15 protein-coding genes are annotated in these 18,864 nt (G+C 67.1%); 9 read left to right on the plus strand and 6 right to left on the minus strand.

Features of this window, described 5'->3' with window-relative positions:
• Positions 1-2: 2 nt before the first annotated feature.
• The 6 genes from SNE35_RS31800 to SNE35_RS31825 form a co-directional block, all read right to left on the minus strand.
• Positions 3-1,661, minus strand: coding sequence for an FGGY-family carbohydrate kinase (locus SNE35_RS31800; RefSeq protein WP_320427093.1), 1,659 nt, complete (start codon positions 1,659-1,661; stop codon positions 3-5).
• A 29-nt stretch (positions 1,662-1,690) separates the two neighbouring features.
• Complete coding sequence (locus SNE35_RS31805; RefSeq protein WP_320427094.1) at positions 1,691-2,419, minus strand: SDR family oxidoreductase; 729 nt, start codon at positions 2,417-2,419, stop codon at positions 1,691-1,693.
• Between the two features lie 25 nt (positions 2,420-2,444).
• Positions 2,445-3,704: a sugar ABC transporter permease gene (locus SNE35_RS31810; protein WP_320427095.1), complete on the minus strand. Its 1,260-nt coding sequence runs from the start codon at positions 3,702-3,704 to the stop codon at positions 2,445-2,447.
• A gap of 14 nt (positions 3,705-3,718) precedes the next feature.
• Complete coding sequence (locus tag SNE35_RS31815) at positions 3,719-4,516, minus strand: ATP-binding cassette domain-containing protein (protein WP_320427096.1); 798 nt, start codon at positions 4,514-4,516, stop codon at positions 3,719-3,721.
• 59 nt (positions 4,517-4,575) lie between these two features.
• Positions 4,576-5,613, minus strand: a complete 1,038-nt coding sequence (locus SNE35_RS31820) for an ABC transporter substrate-binding protein (RefSeq protein WP_320427097.1) — start codon at positions 5,611-5,613, stop codon at positions 4,576-4,578.
• A gap of 198 nt (positions 5,614-5,811) precedes the next feature.
• Complete coding sequence (locus tag SNE35_RS31825) at positions 5,812-6,696, minus strand: AraC family transcriptional regulator (RefSeq protein ID WP_320427098.1); 885 nt, start codon at positions 6,694-6,696, stop codon at positions 5,812-5,814.
• A 326-nt stretch (positions 6,697-7,022) separates the two neighbouring features.
• Here SNE35_RS31825 and SNE35_RS31830 point away from each other — a divergent pair, with 326 nt between their 5' ends.
• From SNE35_RS31830 to SNE35_RS31870, 9 genes are all read left to right on the plus strand, one after another.
• A complete protein-coding gene (locus tag SNE35_RS31830) occupies positions 7,023-8,576 on the plus strand; it encodes a methyl-accepting chemotaxis protein (RefSeq protein WP_320427099.1) in 1,554 nt (517 codons plus the stop codon).
• 352 nt (positions 8,577-8,928) lie between these two features.
• Positions 8,929-9,885, plus strand: coding sequence for an ABC transporter substrate-binding protein (locus SNE35_RS31835; protein ID WP_320427100.1), 957 nt, complete (start codon positions 8,929-8,931; stop codon positions 9,883-9,885).
• A 23-nt stretch (positions 9,886-9,908) separates the two neighbouring features.
• Positions 9,909-11,231 (plus strand): MFS transporter, encoded by a 1,323-nt coding sequence (locus SNE35_RS31840; RefSeq protein WP_320427101.1) that lies wholly within the window; start codon positions 9,909-9,911, stop codon positions 11,229-11,231.
• Between the two features lie 24 nt (positions 11,232-11,255).
• On the plus strand, positions 11,256-12,254 hold the full coding sequence (locus tag SNE35_RS31845; protein WP_320427102.1) for a DODA-type extradiol aromatic ring-opening family dioxygenase: 999 nt from the start codon (positions 11,256-11,258) through the stop codon (positions 12,252-12,254).
• Between the two features lie 82 nt (positions 12,255-12,336).
• On the plus strand, positions 12,337-13,455 hold the full coding sequence (locus tag SNE35_RS31850) for a porin (protein WP_320427103.1): 1,119 nt from the start codon (positions 12,337-12,339) through the stop codon (positions 13,453-13,455).
• Positions 13,456-13,546: 91 nt separating this feature from the next.
• Complete coding sequence (locus tag SNE35_RS31855; RefSeq protein WP_320427104.1) at positions 13,547-14,464, plus strand: helix-turn-helix domain-containing protein; 918 nt, start codon at positions 13,547-13,549, stop codon at positions 14,462-14,464.
• Positions 14,465-14,749: 285 nt separating this feature from the next.
• On the plus strand, positions 14,750-15,628 hold the full coding sequence (locus tag SNE35_RS31860; protein ID WP_320427105.1) for a hypothetical protein: 879 nt from the start codon (positions 14,750-14,752) through the stop codon (positions 15,626-15,628).
• A gap of 110 nt (positions 15,629-15,738) precedes the next feature.
• The gene (locus SNE35_RS31865; protein ID WP_320427106.1) at positions 15,739-16,902 is read left to right on the plus strand and encodes a lactonase family protein; all 1,164 of its coding nucleotides are present in this window, start codon (positions 15,739-15,741) and stop codon (positions 16,900-16,902) included.
• Positions 16,903-16,907: 5 nt separating this feature from the next.
• Positions 16,908-18,824, plus strand: a complete 1,917-nt coding sequence (locus SNE35_RS31870; RefSeq protein ID WP_320427107.1) for a hypothetical protein — start codon at positions 16,908-16,910, stop codon at positions 18,822-18,824.
• Positions 18,825-18,864 lie beyond the last annotated feature (40 nt).

Raw genomic sequence — 18,864 nt, forward strand, 5'->3', positions numbered from 1 at the left:
CTTCAGGCCTGCGCCTGGCGCTCGGCGTCGCGGATCTCTCGGTTCACGGCCTGAAGGCGTTCGAAGGCGCGGTAGCGGGCGTCGTGCCGGTCGGAGATGGGGCCGCCTGCCGGTGTGTAGGTCTGTGCGATCCTGGACATTGCCGACATCGCCGAAGGCGCGTCCGGGAAGCAGCGCGACGCGACGGCACCGAGCATGGCGGCGCCGAGCAGCACGGGCTCCTCGGCGCGTGTGGCCAGCACCGGCTTGCCGGTCGTGTCCGCGAGCAGTTGCCGGATCAGGTCGAGCCGGCCCGCGCCGCCGCTGATCACCACCTGCTCGATCGGCGCGCCGGCCTGGGCCTGCACCTCGATGATCTGCCGCAATCCGTAGCCGAGGCCGCACAGGCCTGCCACGTACAGGGCCACGAGGCTGTCGATGTCGACCTCCATGCCGAGGCCGGAGATCGTTGCGCGCGCATGCGGATCGGCCAAGGGGGCGCGGTTGCCGAGGAATTCCGGCACCACGTGCAGTCCGTGTGCCAGGTCGACCGTTTGCGACAGCGACCGAGAGTTCCGCGCTGCCGCTCCCGCCAGCCATGCCGGCAACTGCTCACCGGCTTCCGCCGCGAGGCGCCGCGCCTCGGTGGCCGCCGGGTGCTGCGCGAGCAGCCGCTCGATCGCGGCACCTGCGACAGACTGGCCGCCTTCGTTGAGCCAGGCTTCGGGCACCATGGCGGAGTAGTACGGGCCCCAGACGCCTGGCACGAAGGCGGGCTGGCGCGTCGTCGTCATGGTGCAGGAGGAGGTGCCGAAGACGTAGCCGAGGCTCTTCACCGGATCCCCGGCAGCGCCGACCGTGGCCAGTCCGCCTGCATGGGCGTCGATCAGGCCCGCGGCGACTGGCGTACCCACGGGCAGCCCGAGTTCGATCGCGGCCCGTGCCGTGAGCCCCTGACCCAGGGCCGTTCCCGGCTCCACCACCTGGGCTCCGATGCGGGCGAAGCCCTCGTCGGCCAGCATGCCCAGTCCGATTGAGCGGAAGTAGCTGGCATCCCAGCGCTTCTCGTGCGCCAGGTAGGTCCACTTGCAGGTGAGGGTGCAGGTCGAGCGGGCGAGGTCGCCGCTGGCGCGCCAGGTGAGGAAATCGGTGAGATCGAAGAACTGCCAGGCCGCGTCGAAGACGGCGCGGCGGTGCTCGTGCAGCCACAGCAGCTTGGGCGTTTCCATCTCGGGCGAAATGCGTCCGCCCACGTACTTCAACACCGCGTGCCCTCCGGCATTGATGCGCTCGGCCTGCGCCACGGCCCGGTGGTCCATCCAGACGATGATGTCGCGCGAGGAATCCTCCGACGGTCCGACCGGCAGCGGCGTGCCCCCCTCGCCGAGCACGACCAGCGAGCAGGTCGCGTCGAAGCCGATGCCGCGCACCTGCGCAGGCGCGATGCCAGCCTGCGCCACGGCCTCCTTTACCGCAAGGCAGACGGCCTCCCAGATCTCGGTGCTCGACTGCTCCACGATCGCGCCCGCGGCCTGGAACAGGTGGATGTCCCGCTTCGACGCCGCGATCATGTTGCCCTGGAGGTCGAACACCCCGGCCCGGGCGCTGCCGGTGCCCACGTCGACGCCGATCACGTGGCCTGCCGGGGCCGGGGCTGCGGAACTCTGTGCTGCTGCGCTCATGGATTCTTCCGAGGCTGATGCGGGGCCCGTCAAAGGTCGACGCTGTTGGGCAGGATGACCACGTCGCGGATTGTCACGTTGCGGGGTCGCGAGAGCATGAACACCACCGCATCGGCAACCTCCTTGGGCTGCATCAGGCTGCCCGACGCCAGCGCCTCGTCCATCTTGGCCTGGGGCCAGTCGTCCAGCAAGGCCGTCACCACCGGCCCCGGCGCCACCGCACCGACGCGCACGCCGTGCTTCGCCAATTGGCGCCGCGTCGTGTGCACGAAGGCCTGCACGGCGAACTTGGAGGCGGTGTAGATGGGCTCCCAGACCACCGGGACGATGCCCGCGATCGAACTGGTGAAGATGATGTCGCCCGATTTCTGGGCCACCAGATGCGGCAGCACGGCGTGGACCGAACGGAACGCGGCATTGACGTTCAGGTTCAGCACGCGATCCCAGGCATCGGGATCTCCTTCGGTGACGTCACCACCGATGTACGCGCCGGCATTGGCGTGGAAGATGTGCAGACCGCCCGCCAGGTCGAGGATGCGGGGCAGCATCGTCGCCACGTCGTCAGGCTGCAGCAGGTCGATCGCCAGCGGCAGCGCCTGGGGGCCGATCTCGGCGCACAGTTGCTCCAGCCGGTCTTTGGCGCGGTCGATGAGGACGACCTTGGCGCCTTCCGCGATCAGTGCGCGCGCGCATTCCAGCCCGATGCCCGATGCCGCGCCGGTGATGGCGGCGACCCGGCCTGTGAAGAGGTTCGTCATGTCTTTGGCTCTGTGGAGTTGGAAGTCAGGCGCGGCCGTGCGACACGCGCGATTGGCGGGCCAGCGAGTCCACGATCACCGCGATGGCGAGCACCGCGCCGGTGATCATGAAACGCAGCGAAGAGGAGAGGTTCAGCAAGGTCAGGCCGCTCGCGATCGACTGGATCACGATGATGCCCAGCACCGCGGAATAGGCACTCCCGCGTCCGCCGAACAGGCTGGTGCCGCCAATCACCGCTGCGGCGATGGCGTTGAGATTGACGTCGCCGGTGCCGGCCTGCTGGCTGGCGGAGGCCAGGCGTGCAGCCGTCAGCACGCCGCCCAAAGCGGCCAGGCTGGCGCACAGCATGAAGGCGCTGGCGTAGATGCCCTTGACGTTGATGCCCGCGCGGCGCGCCGCCTCATGATTGCCACCCACCGCATGCATCGAGCGGCCCCAGCGGGTGCGGGTGAGGGCGTAGTCCATCGCCACCACCAGCGCCAGGAACAGGCCGAACATCAAGGGCAGGCCTCGGCCCTGGTTCAGGTACCCGACGATCAGCTCGAGCAGCACGGTGATCGCCACGGCGCGCAGGGCCAGGCCTTGCATCGACATGGCCGAGAGCTTGGCGGCGCGGCGGCGGCTGGCGATGCGCTGGCCCATGACGAACATCAGCAGGCCAGGAATCAGGGCCAGCAGGTGCGAGACCGGGCGTGGGATGACCATCATCTGCCCGAAGTCCACCATGCCGGTGCCGTATTCCAGGTTGATCGATCCGCTGGGGCCGAGCACGTACAGCTGCATGCCGAGGATGGCCAGCAGGCCGGCCAGCGTGGAGACAAAGCTGGGCATGCCCAGGCGGTTCAGCAGCAGCGCATACAGCGCACCCACGGCCGCGCCTGCTGCGACGGCGGCAGCGATGGCGCCGAGTACCGGCCACCCTTCGTTGACCCACAGCATGCCGACCAGCGCCGATGCGAAACCGCTCATCGAGCCCACGGACAAGTCGATCTGGCCGACCATCAGCACGCACACGATACCCAGCGAGATCACACCGACCGTCGAGCAGTCGAACAGCAGGTTGACCAGGTTGTCGGCCGACAGGAAGACGGGGTTGAGGCTGGTGAAGACCGTCCAGATCACCACCAATCCGACGACCACCGGCAGCGAGCCGAGGTCGCCCGAGCGCACTCGCTCGAAGAAGGCGGAGATGGTGCTGCCGATGCCCGTTGCGTGTTTCACGCGGGTGTCGCTGCGGTCGAGGAGCGCGCCCTGCGGCGGCGCTGAAGCAGTTTGGTCCTTCATGGCTTGTTTGTTCCTTAGGCGAGGCTGGCGTCATGGCGCCGGCTGGCGCGGCGGGACACCGCGTTCTCGGTGGCGCCGGTGATCGCGGCCACCAGATCCTGGTTGGACGAGTCGGGGTCGAAGACCCCGTTGTTGCGCCCGAGGCGAAGGACGACGATGCGATCTGCCACCGCTCGAACGTCTTCCATGTTGTGGCTGATCATGATCACGCCGAGGCCGCGGTCGCGGACGCGTTCGATCAGGTTGAGCACCTCGGCGGTCTGGGCCACGCCCAGCGCGGCGGTCGGCTCGTCGAGCATGATGAGCTTGGGATCGAGGAGCAGCGAGCGCGCGATCGCCACCGTCTGCCGCTGGCCGCCGGACAGCGAGGCGACCACGTCGCGAACGCTCGGGATGCGCGCCGCCAGCTCGTTGAGCAGGGTCCAGGCGCGGACCTCCATCGACACCTCGTCCAGGCGCAGCGGGCTCAACTCGCGGCCGAGGAAGATGTTGGCCACCACGTCGAGGTTCTCGCAGAGCGCGAGGTCCTGGAACACCGTGGCGATGCCGAGGTCGAGTGCCGATGCCGGGTCCGTCAGTGTCACCGGCCGGCCGCAGAACGAGATGGCCCCTGAGCTCGGCTGGTGCACGCCGGCGAGCACCTTGACCAGCGTCGACTTGCCTGCGCCGTTGTCGCCGACGAGCGCGACGACTTCGCCGGCGTGCACATCGAGGTTGATGTCGGTCAGCGCCGAGACGGCGCCGAAGTTCTTTGAAATCCCGCGCAGGCTGAGCACGGGCTCGCGCTGCCGGGTGGTGGCATCCTGGGTCATTCTTGTCTCCTGGCGAATGAGGGAGCCCGGTAGGCCGGGCTCCCTGCGACGGCGGCGGCTCAGTTCGTGATGCCGAGCTTCTTGCAGCCTTCGCTGTAGCGGCCGGTGCACAGTTCAGCGGCCGTGGCGATGCCCTTGTCGATGATCTCGGCCTTGAGGTTCTTCGCCGTCACCACGGCCGGCACGAAGAGCTGTGACGGCGTCTTGTAGAGCGTCGTTTCCGCTTTCGGCCTCTGGCCGTTCAGGAAGCCGACGGCAATCTTTGCCGCGGCAGCCGCGACGATCTCGCTGGGCTTGGAGATGGTGTTGTACTGATCGCCCGCGATGATCAGTTGCAGGGCCGCGGTGGTGGCGTCATTGCCGCTGACCGGGGGCACCGGATTGACACCAGCCGCCTTGAACGCAGCGATGGTGCCGCCGCCCGTGCCGTCGTTGGCGGCCACGACGCCGACGATCTGCGCGCCGAAGCGGGTGATCTGGCCGCTCACCCACTGCTGGGCTTTCGGCGGCGCCCAATCCGGTGTGTCGAACTCGGCCAGGGTCTTATAGCCGCTCGCCTTGATGCCGGCGTGGATGCCGTTCTTGATCAGGCCGGCCGCAGCGTCCGTCGGCGAGCCGTTGACCTGCAGCACGCCTCCCTTGTCGATGGGCACGCCCTTGTCCTTCAGATGCTGCATCAGCGATTCGGCGATCGCCTTGCCGATGCCCTCGTTGTCGAAGGACACGTAGTAGTCGGCCGGCGTTGACGGCACCGGGCGGTCGTAGGCGATGACCTTGATGCCCTTGCCCTGGGCCATCTTGACCAGCGAAGCCGCCGCCGTGGAATCGACCGGGTCGAGCACGATCACCTTGGCACCCTGGGCGATGACGGCGTTGAACTGCTGCTGCTGGAGGGCGACGTCGCCGTTGGCGTTCTGGTAGAGCACCTTGCAGTCAGCGCACAGCTTGGCCATCTCGGCCTTGAAGCCGGGGAAGTCGTGCTGCTCGTAGCGCGTGGAGGCCTGGTCGGGCATCAGGAATGCGACCGTGCCGGCCGTTGCGGCCCAGGCGGTACTGCCCATGATCAGGCCCGCGGCCACGGCGGCGGTGCGGGTCATTTGGGTCATCCTTGTATTCATCTTCTGTCTCCAGTCTGGTTGTGATGGGCAGCCTTCGCTGCATGGGGGAAAACGGCAACGGGCAGGTTTGACGGGCTGAACGCGGCCCGGCGCCTCGCGCGTGTCGCGAGGTACCTGCATCGGGATTGAGGGATTCGGGGCGAGGGGACTAGCCGCTCATGAGGAGCCGCGACATGTTCATGCCGCCTTCCTCTCGCCCATGGGGTCCGCCAGCAGCGACCTGAACTGCGAGGGCTTGTAGCCCTTCTGGCGCAGGAACTGGCGGTTGAAGTTGGACACGTTGCGGAAGCCGGAGGCGAAGCAGATGTCGGTGATCGACATCGTCTCCTCGCTCATCATCAGTTGGCAGGCGAGGTTGATGCGCAGCCGGTTGACGAACTGGCTCAGGCCCATGCCGGTATGGCGCCTGAAGCTGCGCGAGAAGCCGCTGGGGCTCAGTTGCGCGATGTCAGCGAGATCGGTTTCGCCGAACTCCTCCGTCAGGTGCGCGCTGATGTAGGCAACGGCCTCGTTGATGCCGGTGGCCATGAAACCGGAAGGGTCCGGGTGGTAAGCCTCGCTGGCAAGGGCCTGCACCCCGCTGGCCCGACTCAGCGTGCCGATGATCGACATGAACAACTCGATGCGGCGCACCTCGCTGGCATGCACCAGTTCCTCCAGCATCGGCCCGACCCTGGCGGATGTTACGTTCGTGAAGAGCGCACCGCGCTGGCTCAGCTTGAGCAGTGGTTCGAAGCAGGCCAACTCGGGCAGCAGTGCCGTGGTGTCGTGCACGAACTTCTCGGTGAACTGCAGCACGCGCCCGCGCAGCGGGATGCGCGAGTCCGGCGCCAGGTCGCTCACCCAGTTGTGCGGCAGGTTGGGACCCGTCAGCACGAGATTGCCCGGCCCGAAGTTGCCGATGTAGTCCCCGACGAAGTAGTGGCCACTGGTGTGCACGACGTGGTGCAGTTCGTACTCCGGATGGAAGTGCCAGCGCACTGTGTGGAACGGGTAGCCGTGCTCCCAGGCCTTGAACGACTCGGCGCGTCCGATCTGTACCACTTCGAGATCTGGCTTCATCGTCATCGCTCCTTGTGCGCCGCAAGGCAACTGGCTTCAGGTCTGGGGTCGTGCCGCTTGCCAATCAGCAGGCCTTCCGTGGATACGCATGGTAGGCAGACCGTGTAGACGCAGCCACTACTTATCCAGCCGACGAGTTGTACTTTTTTGCCATTTGGCTCGTGAGCATGGGACGTAATTGCGTAGTAACCCTAGGTTCTGGCGCGGGGTGATCCAAGCTGACGTGTTCATTACTAACTCACCATTTACTTGCGGGGTGAACCACTAGTTCGGAGCCTTGCTGCTGCTCCATACTTGACCCGTCCCATGGCATCAGGAGACGGGTCATGTCGGTCCTTCGGCAATTCACGATTCGTTCGCGGCTTGTTGGTCTGGCCGCCGTTTCGCTGGTCGCGTTGGTGGTGTCGTCCTCGGTCGGGCTCTGGGCTGCTTCTCGGCTCACGACACTGAGCGGCGACGTGTTCGCCACCAAGGACGTGGTCGCCGACGTGCTGCCCCCGCCGCTGTTCCTGATCGAGATGCGGTTGGTCATCTCGCAGATGTTCGAGAAGACGATGACGCCGGCCGAGGCGAAGACGCAGGTGGCGCGCCTGGTCAAGGAACACGACGCGCGCGTGGACTACTGGCGCGGCCATCCGGTCGCCGGCCTGGATCCACAGGTGCTGGAACGCCAGTACGACTCTTCGCGGCAGCTGATGGCGGCGGCGACCGCGCTGGTCGACAAGGCCGTCAGTGCCGATGTCGACAGCCTGCGGGATCAACTGCCGCCGCTGGACAAGCTGTTCCGCGTCCACCGTGCCGCGGTCGACCAGACCGTGTCCGTCGCGGGCAAGCTCGCCGAGGACACCATCAACATCTTCGGCGCCGTCGTCGAAACCAGCCGCGTGCTGCTCTGGACGACCCTGGTGGTGGCCGCGCTGTGCACGGCGCTGCTGTTCGGGTTCGTGATCCGCTCGATCCTGCTGCCGCTCGGGCGGTCGATCAGCTCGGTGCGCCGCGTGGCCGCGGGCGACCTGAGCGAAGACATCGGGGTGGACGGGCGCGACGAGCTCACAGGCCTCCAGCAATCGCTGCAGGAGATGCAGCGATCGCTCTCCACCATCGTCTGCTCGGTTCGTTCGAATGCCGAGTTCGTCTCCACCGCCAGCGCCGAGATCGCCCAGGGCAACCACGACCTGAGCCAGCGCACCGAGGAGCAGGCGAGCGCCCTGCAGCAGACCGCCGCGACGATGGAACAGCTGAACGCTACCGTTCGTAGCAACACCGATCGCGCGCATCAGGCCGACGGGCTGTCGCAGAGCGCTTCGACGGTGGCGGCCAAGGGCGGCGAGGTCGTCGGCGATGTCGTCTCCACCATGCGGGGCATCAGCGACAGCAGCCGGCAGATCGGCGACATCATCGGCGTGATCGACGGCATCGCTTTCCAGACCAACATCCTCGCGCTGAATGCGGCCGTGGAGGCCGCGCGGGCCGGCGAGCAGGGCAGGGGCTTCGCCGTGGTGGCCGGCGAGGTTCGTTCGCTGGCCGGACGCAGCGCAGAGGCTGCCAAGGAGATCAAGGCCCTGATCGGCCGCAGCATCGCGCAGGTCGAGCAGGGCTCGGTGCTGGTGGATCGCGCGGGCAAGACGATGGACGAGATCGTCGGCTCCATCCATCGGGTCAGCACCATCGTCGCGGAGATCAGCACGGCCAGCGCCGAGCAGAGTTCGGCGATCTCGCAGGTGGGCGACGCCGTCAGCCAGATGGACCAGGTGACCCAGCAGAACGCCGCGCTGGTCGAGCAGAGCGCCGCGGCCGCGGACAGCCTGAAGGGCCAGGCCCGCCAGCTCGTGCAGGCTGTGGCCGTGTTCCGGACCGGCCAGGGTGCCCTCGCTAGCTGATCGATCGTTTCTGATCGTTTCCGCTGTCGACGCGTGGCGCGCAAGCGAGTAGGCTTGGGCCTTCCATGGCAACGAGACAAGGAGGTGATATGCACACAACTTCTAGGTCCGGGGCAGCCTCCAGTTCTTGAACGAGAACCGGGACGGATCCCTACTTCATGTAGCCCGGCGCCTGTAGCCGGACCCGCGGGCGCTCCCTGTGAAGGAAGCGCCCGCGTCATTTGGCGAACCGCCACAAAAGTGCCAGCGAATCTGAGTTTTGTTTAAAGGCTTGGGAAGGCCGAATGCCTAAAGTCTTCCCATGCCAAGACCCCGCTTCTGCGGGGCATAAACAGAATCCAGGAGACACGCAGTGGCCCAAGTCCACCTGAAGATCGCCATCGCCGATCACCCGCAGACCGAGGGCATCAAATCCGGCGAGATCCCGCTGCCCGGCATCGATGCCGAGTTCATCACGGTGAAGCCGCAGATCGGCGCCTTCCGCCGCATGGTGCGGGATCACGAATTCGACGTCTGCGAACTCGCCCCCACCACCTACATCATCGCCCGCGCCTACGGCGCCCCCTTTGTCGCGCTGCCGATCTTCGTCGTGCGCCGCTTCCACCACGGTGGCCTGCTGGTGCGCCCGGATGCCAACATCCGCGTCCCCAAGGACCTCGAAGGCAAGAAGGTCGGCGTGCGCGCCTACTCTGTCACCACCGGCGTGTGGACCCGCCAGGTGCTGATCGACGAATACGGCCTGGACAACGACCAGGTCACCTGGGTCGTCGACGACGAAGAACACGTCACCCAGCTCAAGCTGCCCGCCAACGTCATCCAGGCCACCCGCCCGCTGGCCGACATGATGGCCGACGGCGAACTGGTCGCCGGCTTCGACGCCGCCGCCGGCATCGGCCGCACCGGCAACCCCACCGGCGGCTGGAAGGAAGTCGAGGCCAACTACCCCGACCTGTTCCCCAACGCCGCCGAAGTCGAAGCGGCCTACTACGCCCGTACCGGCATCTACCCGATGCACGGCACCATCGTCGTCAAGGACGCCGTGCTGGCCCAGCACCCCGAAGTCGCCAGGACCCTCTACGACGCCTTCGCCGAAGCCAAGCGCCGCTGGCTCGAGAAGTTGCCCACGTCCACCAACGCCGGCGACAAGAAGTACCAGGCCCTGACCCAGATCGTCGGCCGCGACCCGCTGCCCTACGGCATCGAGGAGAACCGCAAGACCATCGAGGCGCTGGAGCAGACCGCCTTCAAGCAAGGCCTCACCCCCCGCCGCATGAGTCTCAATGAACTCTTCGTCGACCCCAAATCCTGATCCGGCCTGACGAGACAAGAAGAATGAAAACGGAGACAAGCAGTTCCGGCAGCTACTACCCGGTGGGCATCGGGCGCTGGGTCGTCCTGGCCTTGCTCTCGCTGGGTGTGCTGATCTCGTTCGTCGACAGGACCAGCATCTCGGCGGCCCTGGCGGACCATGAGTTCGTCCGCCAGTTCTCGCTCAGCAGCGTGGACCGCGGCTGGCTCAATGCCGCCTTCTTCTGGTCCTACGGCCTCGTGCAGGTGCCGATGGGCTGGGTGGCAGACCGCTACGGCGTCAAGTGGCCCTATGCGCTGTGCTTTGCCGTCTGGTGCCTGGCCACGGCGCTGATGGGCGCGGTAACGGGCCTGACCGCGCTGGTGCTGCTGCGCCTGCTGATCGGCGCGGCCGAGGCCATCGTGATCCCGGCCAGCTACCGCTGGATCCGCAACAACTTCCCCGAGAGCCGCAGCGGCCTGGCCGTGGGCCTGTTCGCGATGGGTAACAAGTTCGGCCCGGCGATCGGCGCGCCGGTGGCCGCCTGGTGCATCGTCAACTACTCATGGCAGTGGATGTTCGTCGCCACCGGCATCGTCGGCCTCGTGTGGCTGGCGCCCTGGCTGGCGCTGGTGCGCAACGACTTCCCGACTGCCGCCGAGATCGCCGCCTCGCGCCGCAAGGCCGGCACGGTGACGATGGCCAACATCCTGAAGAGCCCCGTCGTGTGGGGCGGCATGATCAACAACTTCTGCTACGGCTACTTCACGTTCTACTGCATGACGTGGATGCCGGCCTACCTGGTCGAGCAGCGCGGCCTCTCGCTGCAGGACTCGGGCATCTACACCTTCTTCAGCTTCGCCGGCATCGCCATCGTGGCGGCCGCGGCGGGCTGGGCGGCGGACCGCCTGATCGCCGGCGGCCGCAACGCGGTGAAGGTGCGCAAGGCCTTCGTCATCGCCGGCTTCGTCGGCGGCTGCACGGTGCTGCTGGGCGCCTATGCGGAGTCGCTGCAGACGGCGCTGTTCTGGAACGTGTTCTCGTTGTCCTTCCTGGGCCTGGCGACGGCCAACAACCTCGCGCTGTCGCGGCTGACCCTGATCCCCCGTCAGGCGATCGGCCTGGTCACCGGCGTGCAGCAGGTGGCCACCAGCCTGGCCGGCGGCGTGGCGGCGAGCCTCTCGGGCTGGCTGCTGCACGTCAGCGGCAACTACGACCTGCCGATGCAGGTGATCTTCGTGTTCCTGGTGATCGGCGCGGCCGCGACGGCCGTGCTGCTGCGACCTGAGTGGTCGCCCAAGGTCACCGTCGCCGAGGCGCCGCCGCGCCCGCCGGTCGAAGAGATCCCGCAAGAACGTACCGCCTGAACGAACACCGACAAGAAGCAAGACATGGCAAAGATCGTATTCGGCATGGCCGTCCCCCATAGCGGCATGCTGGGCCAGAAGCCCGAGGACTGGCTCAACAACGCGGAGCGGGACTTCAAGAACCCGGAACTCTGGTTCCGCAACCGCACCTGGACCTATCCCGAGTTGGAAGCGCACCGCGGCAAGGCCTTCGAGCAATACCTGACGATCGAGGAGCGCACGGCCCGCGCCAAGCGCTGCCGCGCCGCGCTGGACGAGATGGCCGCAGCCTACCGGCGCGCGAAGGTGGACGTGGCGATCATCCTCGGCAAGGACCAGCAGGAGATCTTTCCGCACTTCTCGCCCTCGATCGCGATCTACAGCGGCGAGGAGGTGCATAACGGTCCGCCTCAGCGCAGCGTCTACGCGCCGGACCACCACGTCGTCCACAAGGCTCACCCGAAGCTGGCGAGCTATCTGCTGGAGACCTTCCAGGCGCGCGGTTTCGACCTGACCGACCTGTTCGCCTGGCCCGAGAACGTGTGGATGGAGCGGCAGATGAAGCAGAAGGCCGACTACCCCGTCGTGCCCCACGCCTACAGCTTCGTCTACCACCAGATCATGGGCGACGAGCCGCCGCCGCACGTGCCGGTGCTGATGAACCTGTTCTACCCGCCGACGCAGCCCTCGATGGCCCGCTGCATCGAGTTCGGCGATGTGCTGCGCGATGCGATCGAGGCCTGGCCCGAGGACGTGCGCGTGGCGGTCATCGCCTCGGGCGGGCTCTCGCACTTCGTCAACGACGAGGAGTTCGATCAGGACATCCTGAAGAAACTTGCGAGCTACGACTACGAGGGCCTGTCGGCGATCCCGAACGGCTGGTTCCAGTCGGGCACCTCGGAAATCAAGATCTACGGCACCGTGATGAAGGCCCTGCAGCACACCGGCGCGGAGATGACGCTGGTCGACTACGTGCCCTGCTGGCGCACCGCGGCCGGCACCGGCGAAGGCATGGGCTTCATGTACTGGGACCCCGAGCGATGAGCCGTCCGACGACATGACGGTCAGCCTCGACTGACCGCATCGACTGATCCAAAAAAGACCACAACCCGAGAGGAGACTTCTCATGAAAACGACAGCAGCCTGCGGGCTCGCTGCGATGGCGCTCGCCTGCGCCTCGCCAGTGGCCCATGCCCAGACGGGCAATATCCAGATCTTCGGCATCCTCGACCAGGCCGCCGAGATCGCCAGCCATGTGAATGCCGGCAATGGCACGTCCGCCACGCAGTACCGGCTGGGCCTGGGCTCCGTGCCCTCGCGCCTGGGCTTTCGCGGCAGCGAAGACCTCGGCGGCGGCCTGAAGGCGATCTTCACCTTGGAAGGCGGCATCAACCTCGACACAGGCACCTCGGGACAGGGCAGCCGCATGTGGGGCCGCCAGGCGATGGTCGGCCTGCAGGGCGACTGGGGCCAGGTGACCCTGGGGCGCCTGTACATGATGCGTTACTTCGCGATGTTCGACGGCGACTTCTTCGGCGCCGGCTCGCAGGGCACGGGCACGATCGACGCGGGCATTCCGAACGCACGCGCCGACAACGCGATCTCGTACCGCTACAACCCCGGCGGCGCGGGCTTCAGCGGCGGCGTGAACTACAGCTTCGGCCGCGACACCGTCTCCGCCAACAATCCGGCCGCAGCCGGCTGCGCCGGCGAATCGACGATCGCCAAGCAGTGCTCCGAGTACTCGGCGATGCTGCGCTACGAGGGCAGCGGCTGGGCCGTCGCCGCCTCCTACGACAAGATGTACGGCGGCATCTCCACCACCTACGGCGGCCTGACGAATCCGGACCTGACCGACAGCCGCGCCGTCATCAACGGCTACGTGAAGTTCGGCAAGGACAGCAAGCTCGGCTGGGGCTGGCTGGCCCGCAACAACGAAGGCAGCGCGACGACGCCGAAGAGCAACCTGGTCTGGATCTCCGGCGAGACGCACTTGAGCGAGCCCGTGGTGCTGACCGGCATGCTGGCGCAGATCAAGTACAAGGACTCGGCCAACAAGGCCTCGGTGCTGGCGCTGCGTGCGAACTACTGGTTCTCCAAGCGCACGACGGTCTACGTCTCCGAGCAGTACGTCGCCAACAAGGGCACCCTGGCCGTGGCGGCCAGCACCAACTCGTCGGGCACCGGCCCGCTGCCGGGCGATTCGCAGAACGCGCTGCAGATCGGCATCGGTCATTCGTTCTGAAGAAGTTCTGAAGACCGTCGAACTTACTCGTTACCTTGACGCCGCGCTCCCGTCCTGGGAGCGCGGCGCGCCTTCGCTTAAAGTCCCGCGGATGAGCAAGGTTCACCGCGAAGCCGTTCCCGCGCCCGCCCCGGTGCCGCAGGTGCGGCTCTACGTCGAGAAACCCGAGGAGAAGCAGGAGGCCTGGTTCGTCAACGTCGGCCACGTCACCGAGGGCGGCCGGCGCCGCACCGAGCCGCATGCGCACCCGGCCTACGGGCAGGTGATCTTCGTGCGGCAGGGCTGCGGCGTGATGAACCTGGAGGGCAGCGCCGTGCCCTTCGAGGCGCCGTGCGCGCTGCTGCTGCCCAATGAATGCGTGCACGGGCTGGACTACGAGATCGACGTCGATCGCTGGGTCGTCACGATCGAGGAGACCTTCCTGCACCAGATCAACGCGAAGCTGCCCGAGTTCATCCAGCTCTGGACCGAACCACGCGTGATCTCGCTGGGCTACGACGACGAGGCGCCAAACCACTTCTACAACCTCGTGCGCCGGCTGGAGCAGGAGGTGCGCTCCAAGGCGGTGGGCCACATCGTCGGCACCGAGTCGCTGCTGACCTCGATCCTGCTGCGCCTGGTGCGCAGCACGCGGCTCGACCAGATCGACAAGGAAGGCGCGACGCGCAACGCGATCAAGCTGGCCGACCGTTTCCGCGAGCTGGTGCACCAGCACTACCGCGAGAACCTGAAGCTGCAGGACTACGCGTCGAAGATGGCCGTGTCTCCCGCGCAGCTGCGCACGGCCTGCGTGGCCGCCACGGGCCTGTCGCCCAACAAGCTGATCCATGCGCGGCTGATCACCGAAGCCAAGCGCAACCTGATCTTCGGCGACATGTCGATCGAGCAGATCGCCTACGGCCTGGGCTTCATCGACACGGCCTACTTCACCCGCTTCTTCCGCAAGGAAGTGGGGCAGTCGCCGAGCCAGTTCCGCAGCGCCGCGCGCGAGCAGTCCAGCCACGCCTGAGAGCTTTCCCGAGGGCACCCGAAAAGTGCCAATGAATCTGCGATTTGTGCAGAGGCATCGAGAGGCCTGTCTCCTATTCTTCGAGCACATAACGAAGAGCCTGCGCGGGATGCGCGGCCGATGGAGACGAGACCGATGACACCCGACACCGCAACGCCGCGCGTCTAGCCTGCGCCCCGATTTCCCAAGCCCACCGCGCTTCAACTGCGTGGCCGTCCACCGGCCGTGCGGGCGGAGCGCTGTCCATCAACTCGATCGAAAACAGCAACCGAAGGAAGAGACAAGATGAAGCCCACGAAGATCTGCCTGGCCGCCCTGGCCGCTCTGATGGCCCTCGGCCTGGCCGCCACCAGCCATGCCGCCGACGATGCAGCGCCCGCGCCGCACGCCCCGCCAGCGAACTGGAACGACACCTCGATCGGCGGCCGCTATTCGAGCGATTTCTACTTCCCCGGCAGCGCCGAGAAGGTGGCGCAGAAGATCGTCTTCCTGAACAGCGTCGGTGGCTTCAAGTACGGCAGCTACATGTTCAACGTGGACTTCCTGAAGTCCGACATGAACAACCCCGAGGCCAATGGCAGCAGCGGCGCGCAGGAGGTCTACAGCGTCGGCCACGTCGAGTGGAGCTTCGGCAAGATGTTGGGCCATCCGGTCGCCTTCGGCCCGGTGCGCGACGTGGGCTTCACCACCGGCTACGAGCTGAGCAGCAAGAACGACGCCTTCCTGTCGCGCGCCCGCATGCTGACCCTGGGCCCGACCCTGGAGTTCGCCGTGCCGCGCGGCTTCTGGAACCTGACCCTGGGCATGCGCACCGAGAACAACCACAACGGCATCACCCATGCCGACGTCCACTACGACAGCGCCTGGCACGTCGAGAGCGCCTGGATGACGCCGTTCAACGTGGGCCCGGTGCCGATGACCTTCAAGGGCTTCGCTGCGATCACCGGTCCGAAGGGCAAGGATGGTTTCCATGTGGACACGAAGACCGAGGTGCTGACGCGCATGTCGGTGCTGTTCGACGTCGGCTCGGCCTGGGGCAGCCCGCGCACGGTCTACATCGGCCCCGGCTACGAGTACTGGCACAACATGTTCGGCACGCCCTCCAGCGAAGCGGCCGGCACCAAGCGCTCGGCCGCCGTGCTCGTGGGCGAAGTGCATTTCTGATCGAAGAAAAGTGCCAGTGAATCTGGCATTCGTGCAGGGAGCGCCGCGGGGCACTCCTCTATCCTCGATGCAGGAAGTCAAATAAGAAGAATTGAGCCTGGAGACATTGGATGACGACGTTGTGGAAACCTGCCGCCGCGCTCGCGCTCGCAGCGGGCACGCTGATGGGCTGCGCGGTGCACCGCGAGGCGGCTGAGCCGGCGCGGCTGCTGGCCTATGTCGGCAGCGATGGCGCTCAGTTGCGCGTGCTGTCGCTGGAAGCGGACGGTCGTCTCGCCGCGCCGCGCGTGGTGGCCGAGGTGCCGAAGTCGCGCTGGCTGATCGCCAATCCCGCGAAGGCGGTGCTCTACGTCGCGATCGACGGCGGTGCGCAGGAGGGCAGCGTGGCCGCCTTCTCGATGGACCGCGGCAGCGGCGCGCTGCAGGCGCTGAACGCGGTTCCGGCCGGCGGCAGCGGCACGACCTTTCTGTCGCAGGATGCCGCGTCCGCGACCTTGCTGGCGGCGAACTTCGGCAGCGGCACGGCCTCGTCCATTGCTGTGAAGCCGGATGGCAGCCTAGACGCCAAGGCATCGACGGTCCAGGACGCCGGCTCCGGCCCGCACCGTCGCCAGGCGGGCCCGCATGCGCATGCCGTGACCTTGGACCCCAGCGGCCGTTTCGCGCTGGTCTCCGACATGGGCGCCGATCGCGTCTTCGTCTACGGCTTCGATCGTGCGCGGCACCAGTTGGTCAACGATGATGCCGCGGTGGCCCGTGCCTTCGCCGCGCCGCCGGGCAGCGGCCCGCGCCGCGCGATGTTCGGCGCCTCCGGCCGTGTCGTTTACGTGCTGAACGAACTCAGCGCCGAGCTGATGATCCTGGCCTGGGATGGAGAGACCGGCCGCCTGACCCCGGTGCACACGCAAGCCGTTTCGAGCGAGGGATTCACCGGCGCGAAGAGCGCGGCCGAGATCGCGCAAAGCCGCGACGGCCGCTTCATCTACGTCGCCGACCGGGGCGAGGGCAGGCTGATCGTCTACCGCGCCGACCCCGCCTCGGGCCAACTGACGTTCGAACAACGCATCCCCAGCGGCGGCGACGGCCCCTGGGCCTTCGACATCGACCCCAGCGGCCACTGGCTGCTGGTGGCGAACTACCGCAGCAACCAGCTGAACCTTTTCGCGATCGACCCGGCGACGGGCCGGCTGAGCGACACCGGGCAATCGGTGGCGTCGCCGGGGCCCGTCAGCGTGGCCTTCGTGCGCGCCAGCAGAAGACAACAGGACCAATGACGACCATGGACCGCAGACGTTTCATCACCATTGCCGCCGCAGGCGGCGCCGCGCTCGCCACCACGCTGAAGCCGCTCGCCGCGCTGGCCGCCGAGCCGGTGGCCAAAGCCAAGGGCCCGCTGCTGCTCAACCGCATCGGCCCCTCGGCCTCGCAGATCTTCATCGCCAACGCAGACGGCACGAACGAGCGCAAGCTGATCGACAGCGGCACGTTGGACTTCAACGCCTCCTTCTCGGCCGACGGCCAGTGGATCGTGTTCACGTCCGAGCGCGATGGCCTCGGCAACGCGAACATCTACCGCGCCCGCGCGGACGGCACGCAGGCCGAGCGCCTGGTCGATTCGCCGAATGTGGACGACGCCGGCGTGCTCTCGCCGGACGGCAGCAAGCTTGCCTTCGTCAGCACGCGCGACGGCCTGAAGACCAACATCTGGCTCAAGGATCTGAAGACCGGTGCGCTGAAGAACCTCACCGGTGTCGCCGGCGTGCAGGGCGACCCGATGCTGCCCGACGGCTTCTTCCGCCCCTCGTGGTCGCCGGACGGCCAGTGGATCGCCTTCTCGTCCGACCGCAACACCGAGTGGAAGGGCCACCACAACGGCGCCGGCTGGGAGCATACGCAGGAGTTGTCGGTCTACGTGATCCGCGCCGACGGCAGCGGCTTCCGCCAGGTCGCCACGCGCAAGGACTACTGCCTGGGCTCGCCGAAGTGGTCGCTCGATGGCAAGCGCATCGTCTTCTACGAGACCAAGTCCGAGTACACCTACTGGGTGCTGCGGCCGGACCTGCTGCCGCAGATCGATTCGCAGATCGTCTCGGTGGATGTGGCCACCGGCGAGCGCATCGAGCACACCAGCGGCCCCGGCTTCAAGATCAGCCCGCAGTTCGTCGGCGCCGAGGAGATCGCCTACCGCCGCAAGGGCGGGGCGGGCGAGGGGCTCTATTCGACGGCGCCGGGCAAGGCGCCGGTGAAGATCCCCGGCCTGCGCACGCCGAGCTGGTCGCCCGACGGCAAGCAGGTGATCTACGAGAAGTTCACCTGGCGCGGCTGGAAGCAGAACCAGCCGCTGTTCAGCTGGGATGCCGATCGCGAGTACCGCTACAGCGACGTCTGGCCCGCCTTCTCGAAGGATGGCTGGATGGTGCTGACCGCCAAGGGCGACGACTCCTCGGTGGACATCATGCGGGCCGATGGCAGCGAGCGGAAGCGCGTGTTCAACGTCAGCAAGGACGGCGGCCTGGACATGGGCCTCGTGAAGCGCGGCCTTGCCGGCGCCTTCTTCCCGGTCTGGTCGCCGGACGGCGAGTGGATCGTCTTCGGCCTGGGCAGCTGGTTCACCGAGCGCGGCAAGGGCGGCGCGAAGCTGATGCGCGTGAAGCGCGATGGCACAGGCGCCGAGGCGCTGACGGACGACTCGGTCTTCAACGCCGGCTTCCCCAGCTATTCGGCTGATGGCAGGCAGATCGTGTTCCGCTCCTGGTTCGGCGAGGGCCACGACTACGACAAGATGGGCCTGCGCATCCTCGACCTGGAGACGCGCAAGATCCGCGACCTCACGCACGGCTACGACAACCTGCCGATCTGGTCGCCGGACGGCAGCCGCATCATGTTCACCCGCGGCGAGAAGATCCCGAACAGCATCTGGTCGAACTTCGACATCTGGACCATCAAGCCCGACGGCACAGACCTGCAGCGCCTCACCACGCACCCGGCCAGCGACGGCCACGCGGTGTGGACGCCGGACGGCAAGCAGATCCTGTTCAACAGCGCGCGCAACGGCTACCGCGACGAGGCGCCGCACTACGACATGACCTTCCAGCCCTACGGCCAGCTGTGGGTGATGAACGCCGACGGCAGCGGCCAGCGGCAGATCACCGACAGCCTCTGGGAAGACTCGACGCCGCAGTACGTGCCGCGCTGAGCGGGGGTGCGCGCGAGAATGCGCGCTTCCCGTTGAACGG

Source organism: Roseateles agri, from assembly GCF_034043675.1.
Taxonomy (GTDB): Bacteria; Pseudomonadota; Gammaproteobacteria; order Burkholderiales; family Burkholderiaceae_C; genus KK5.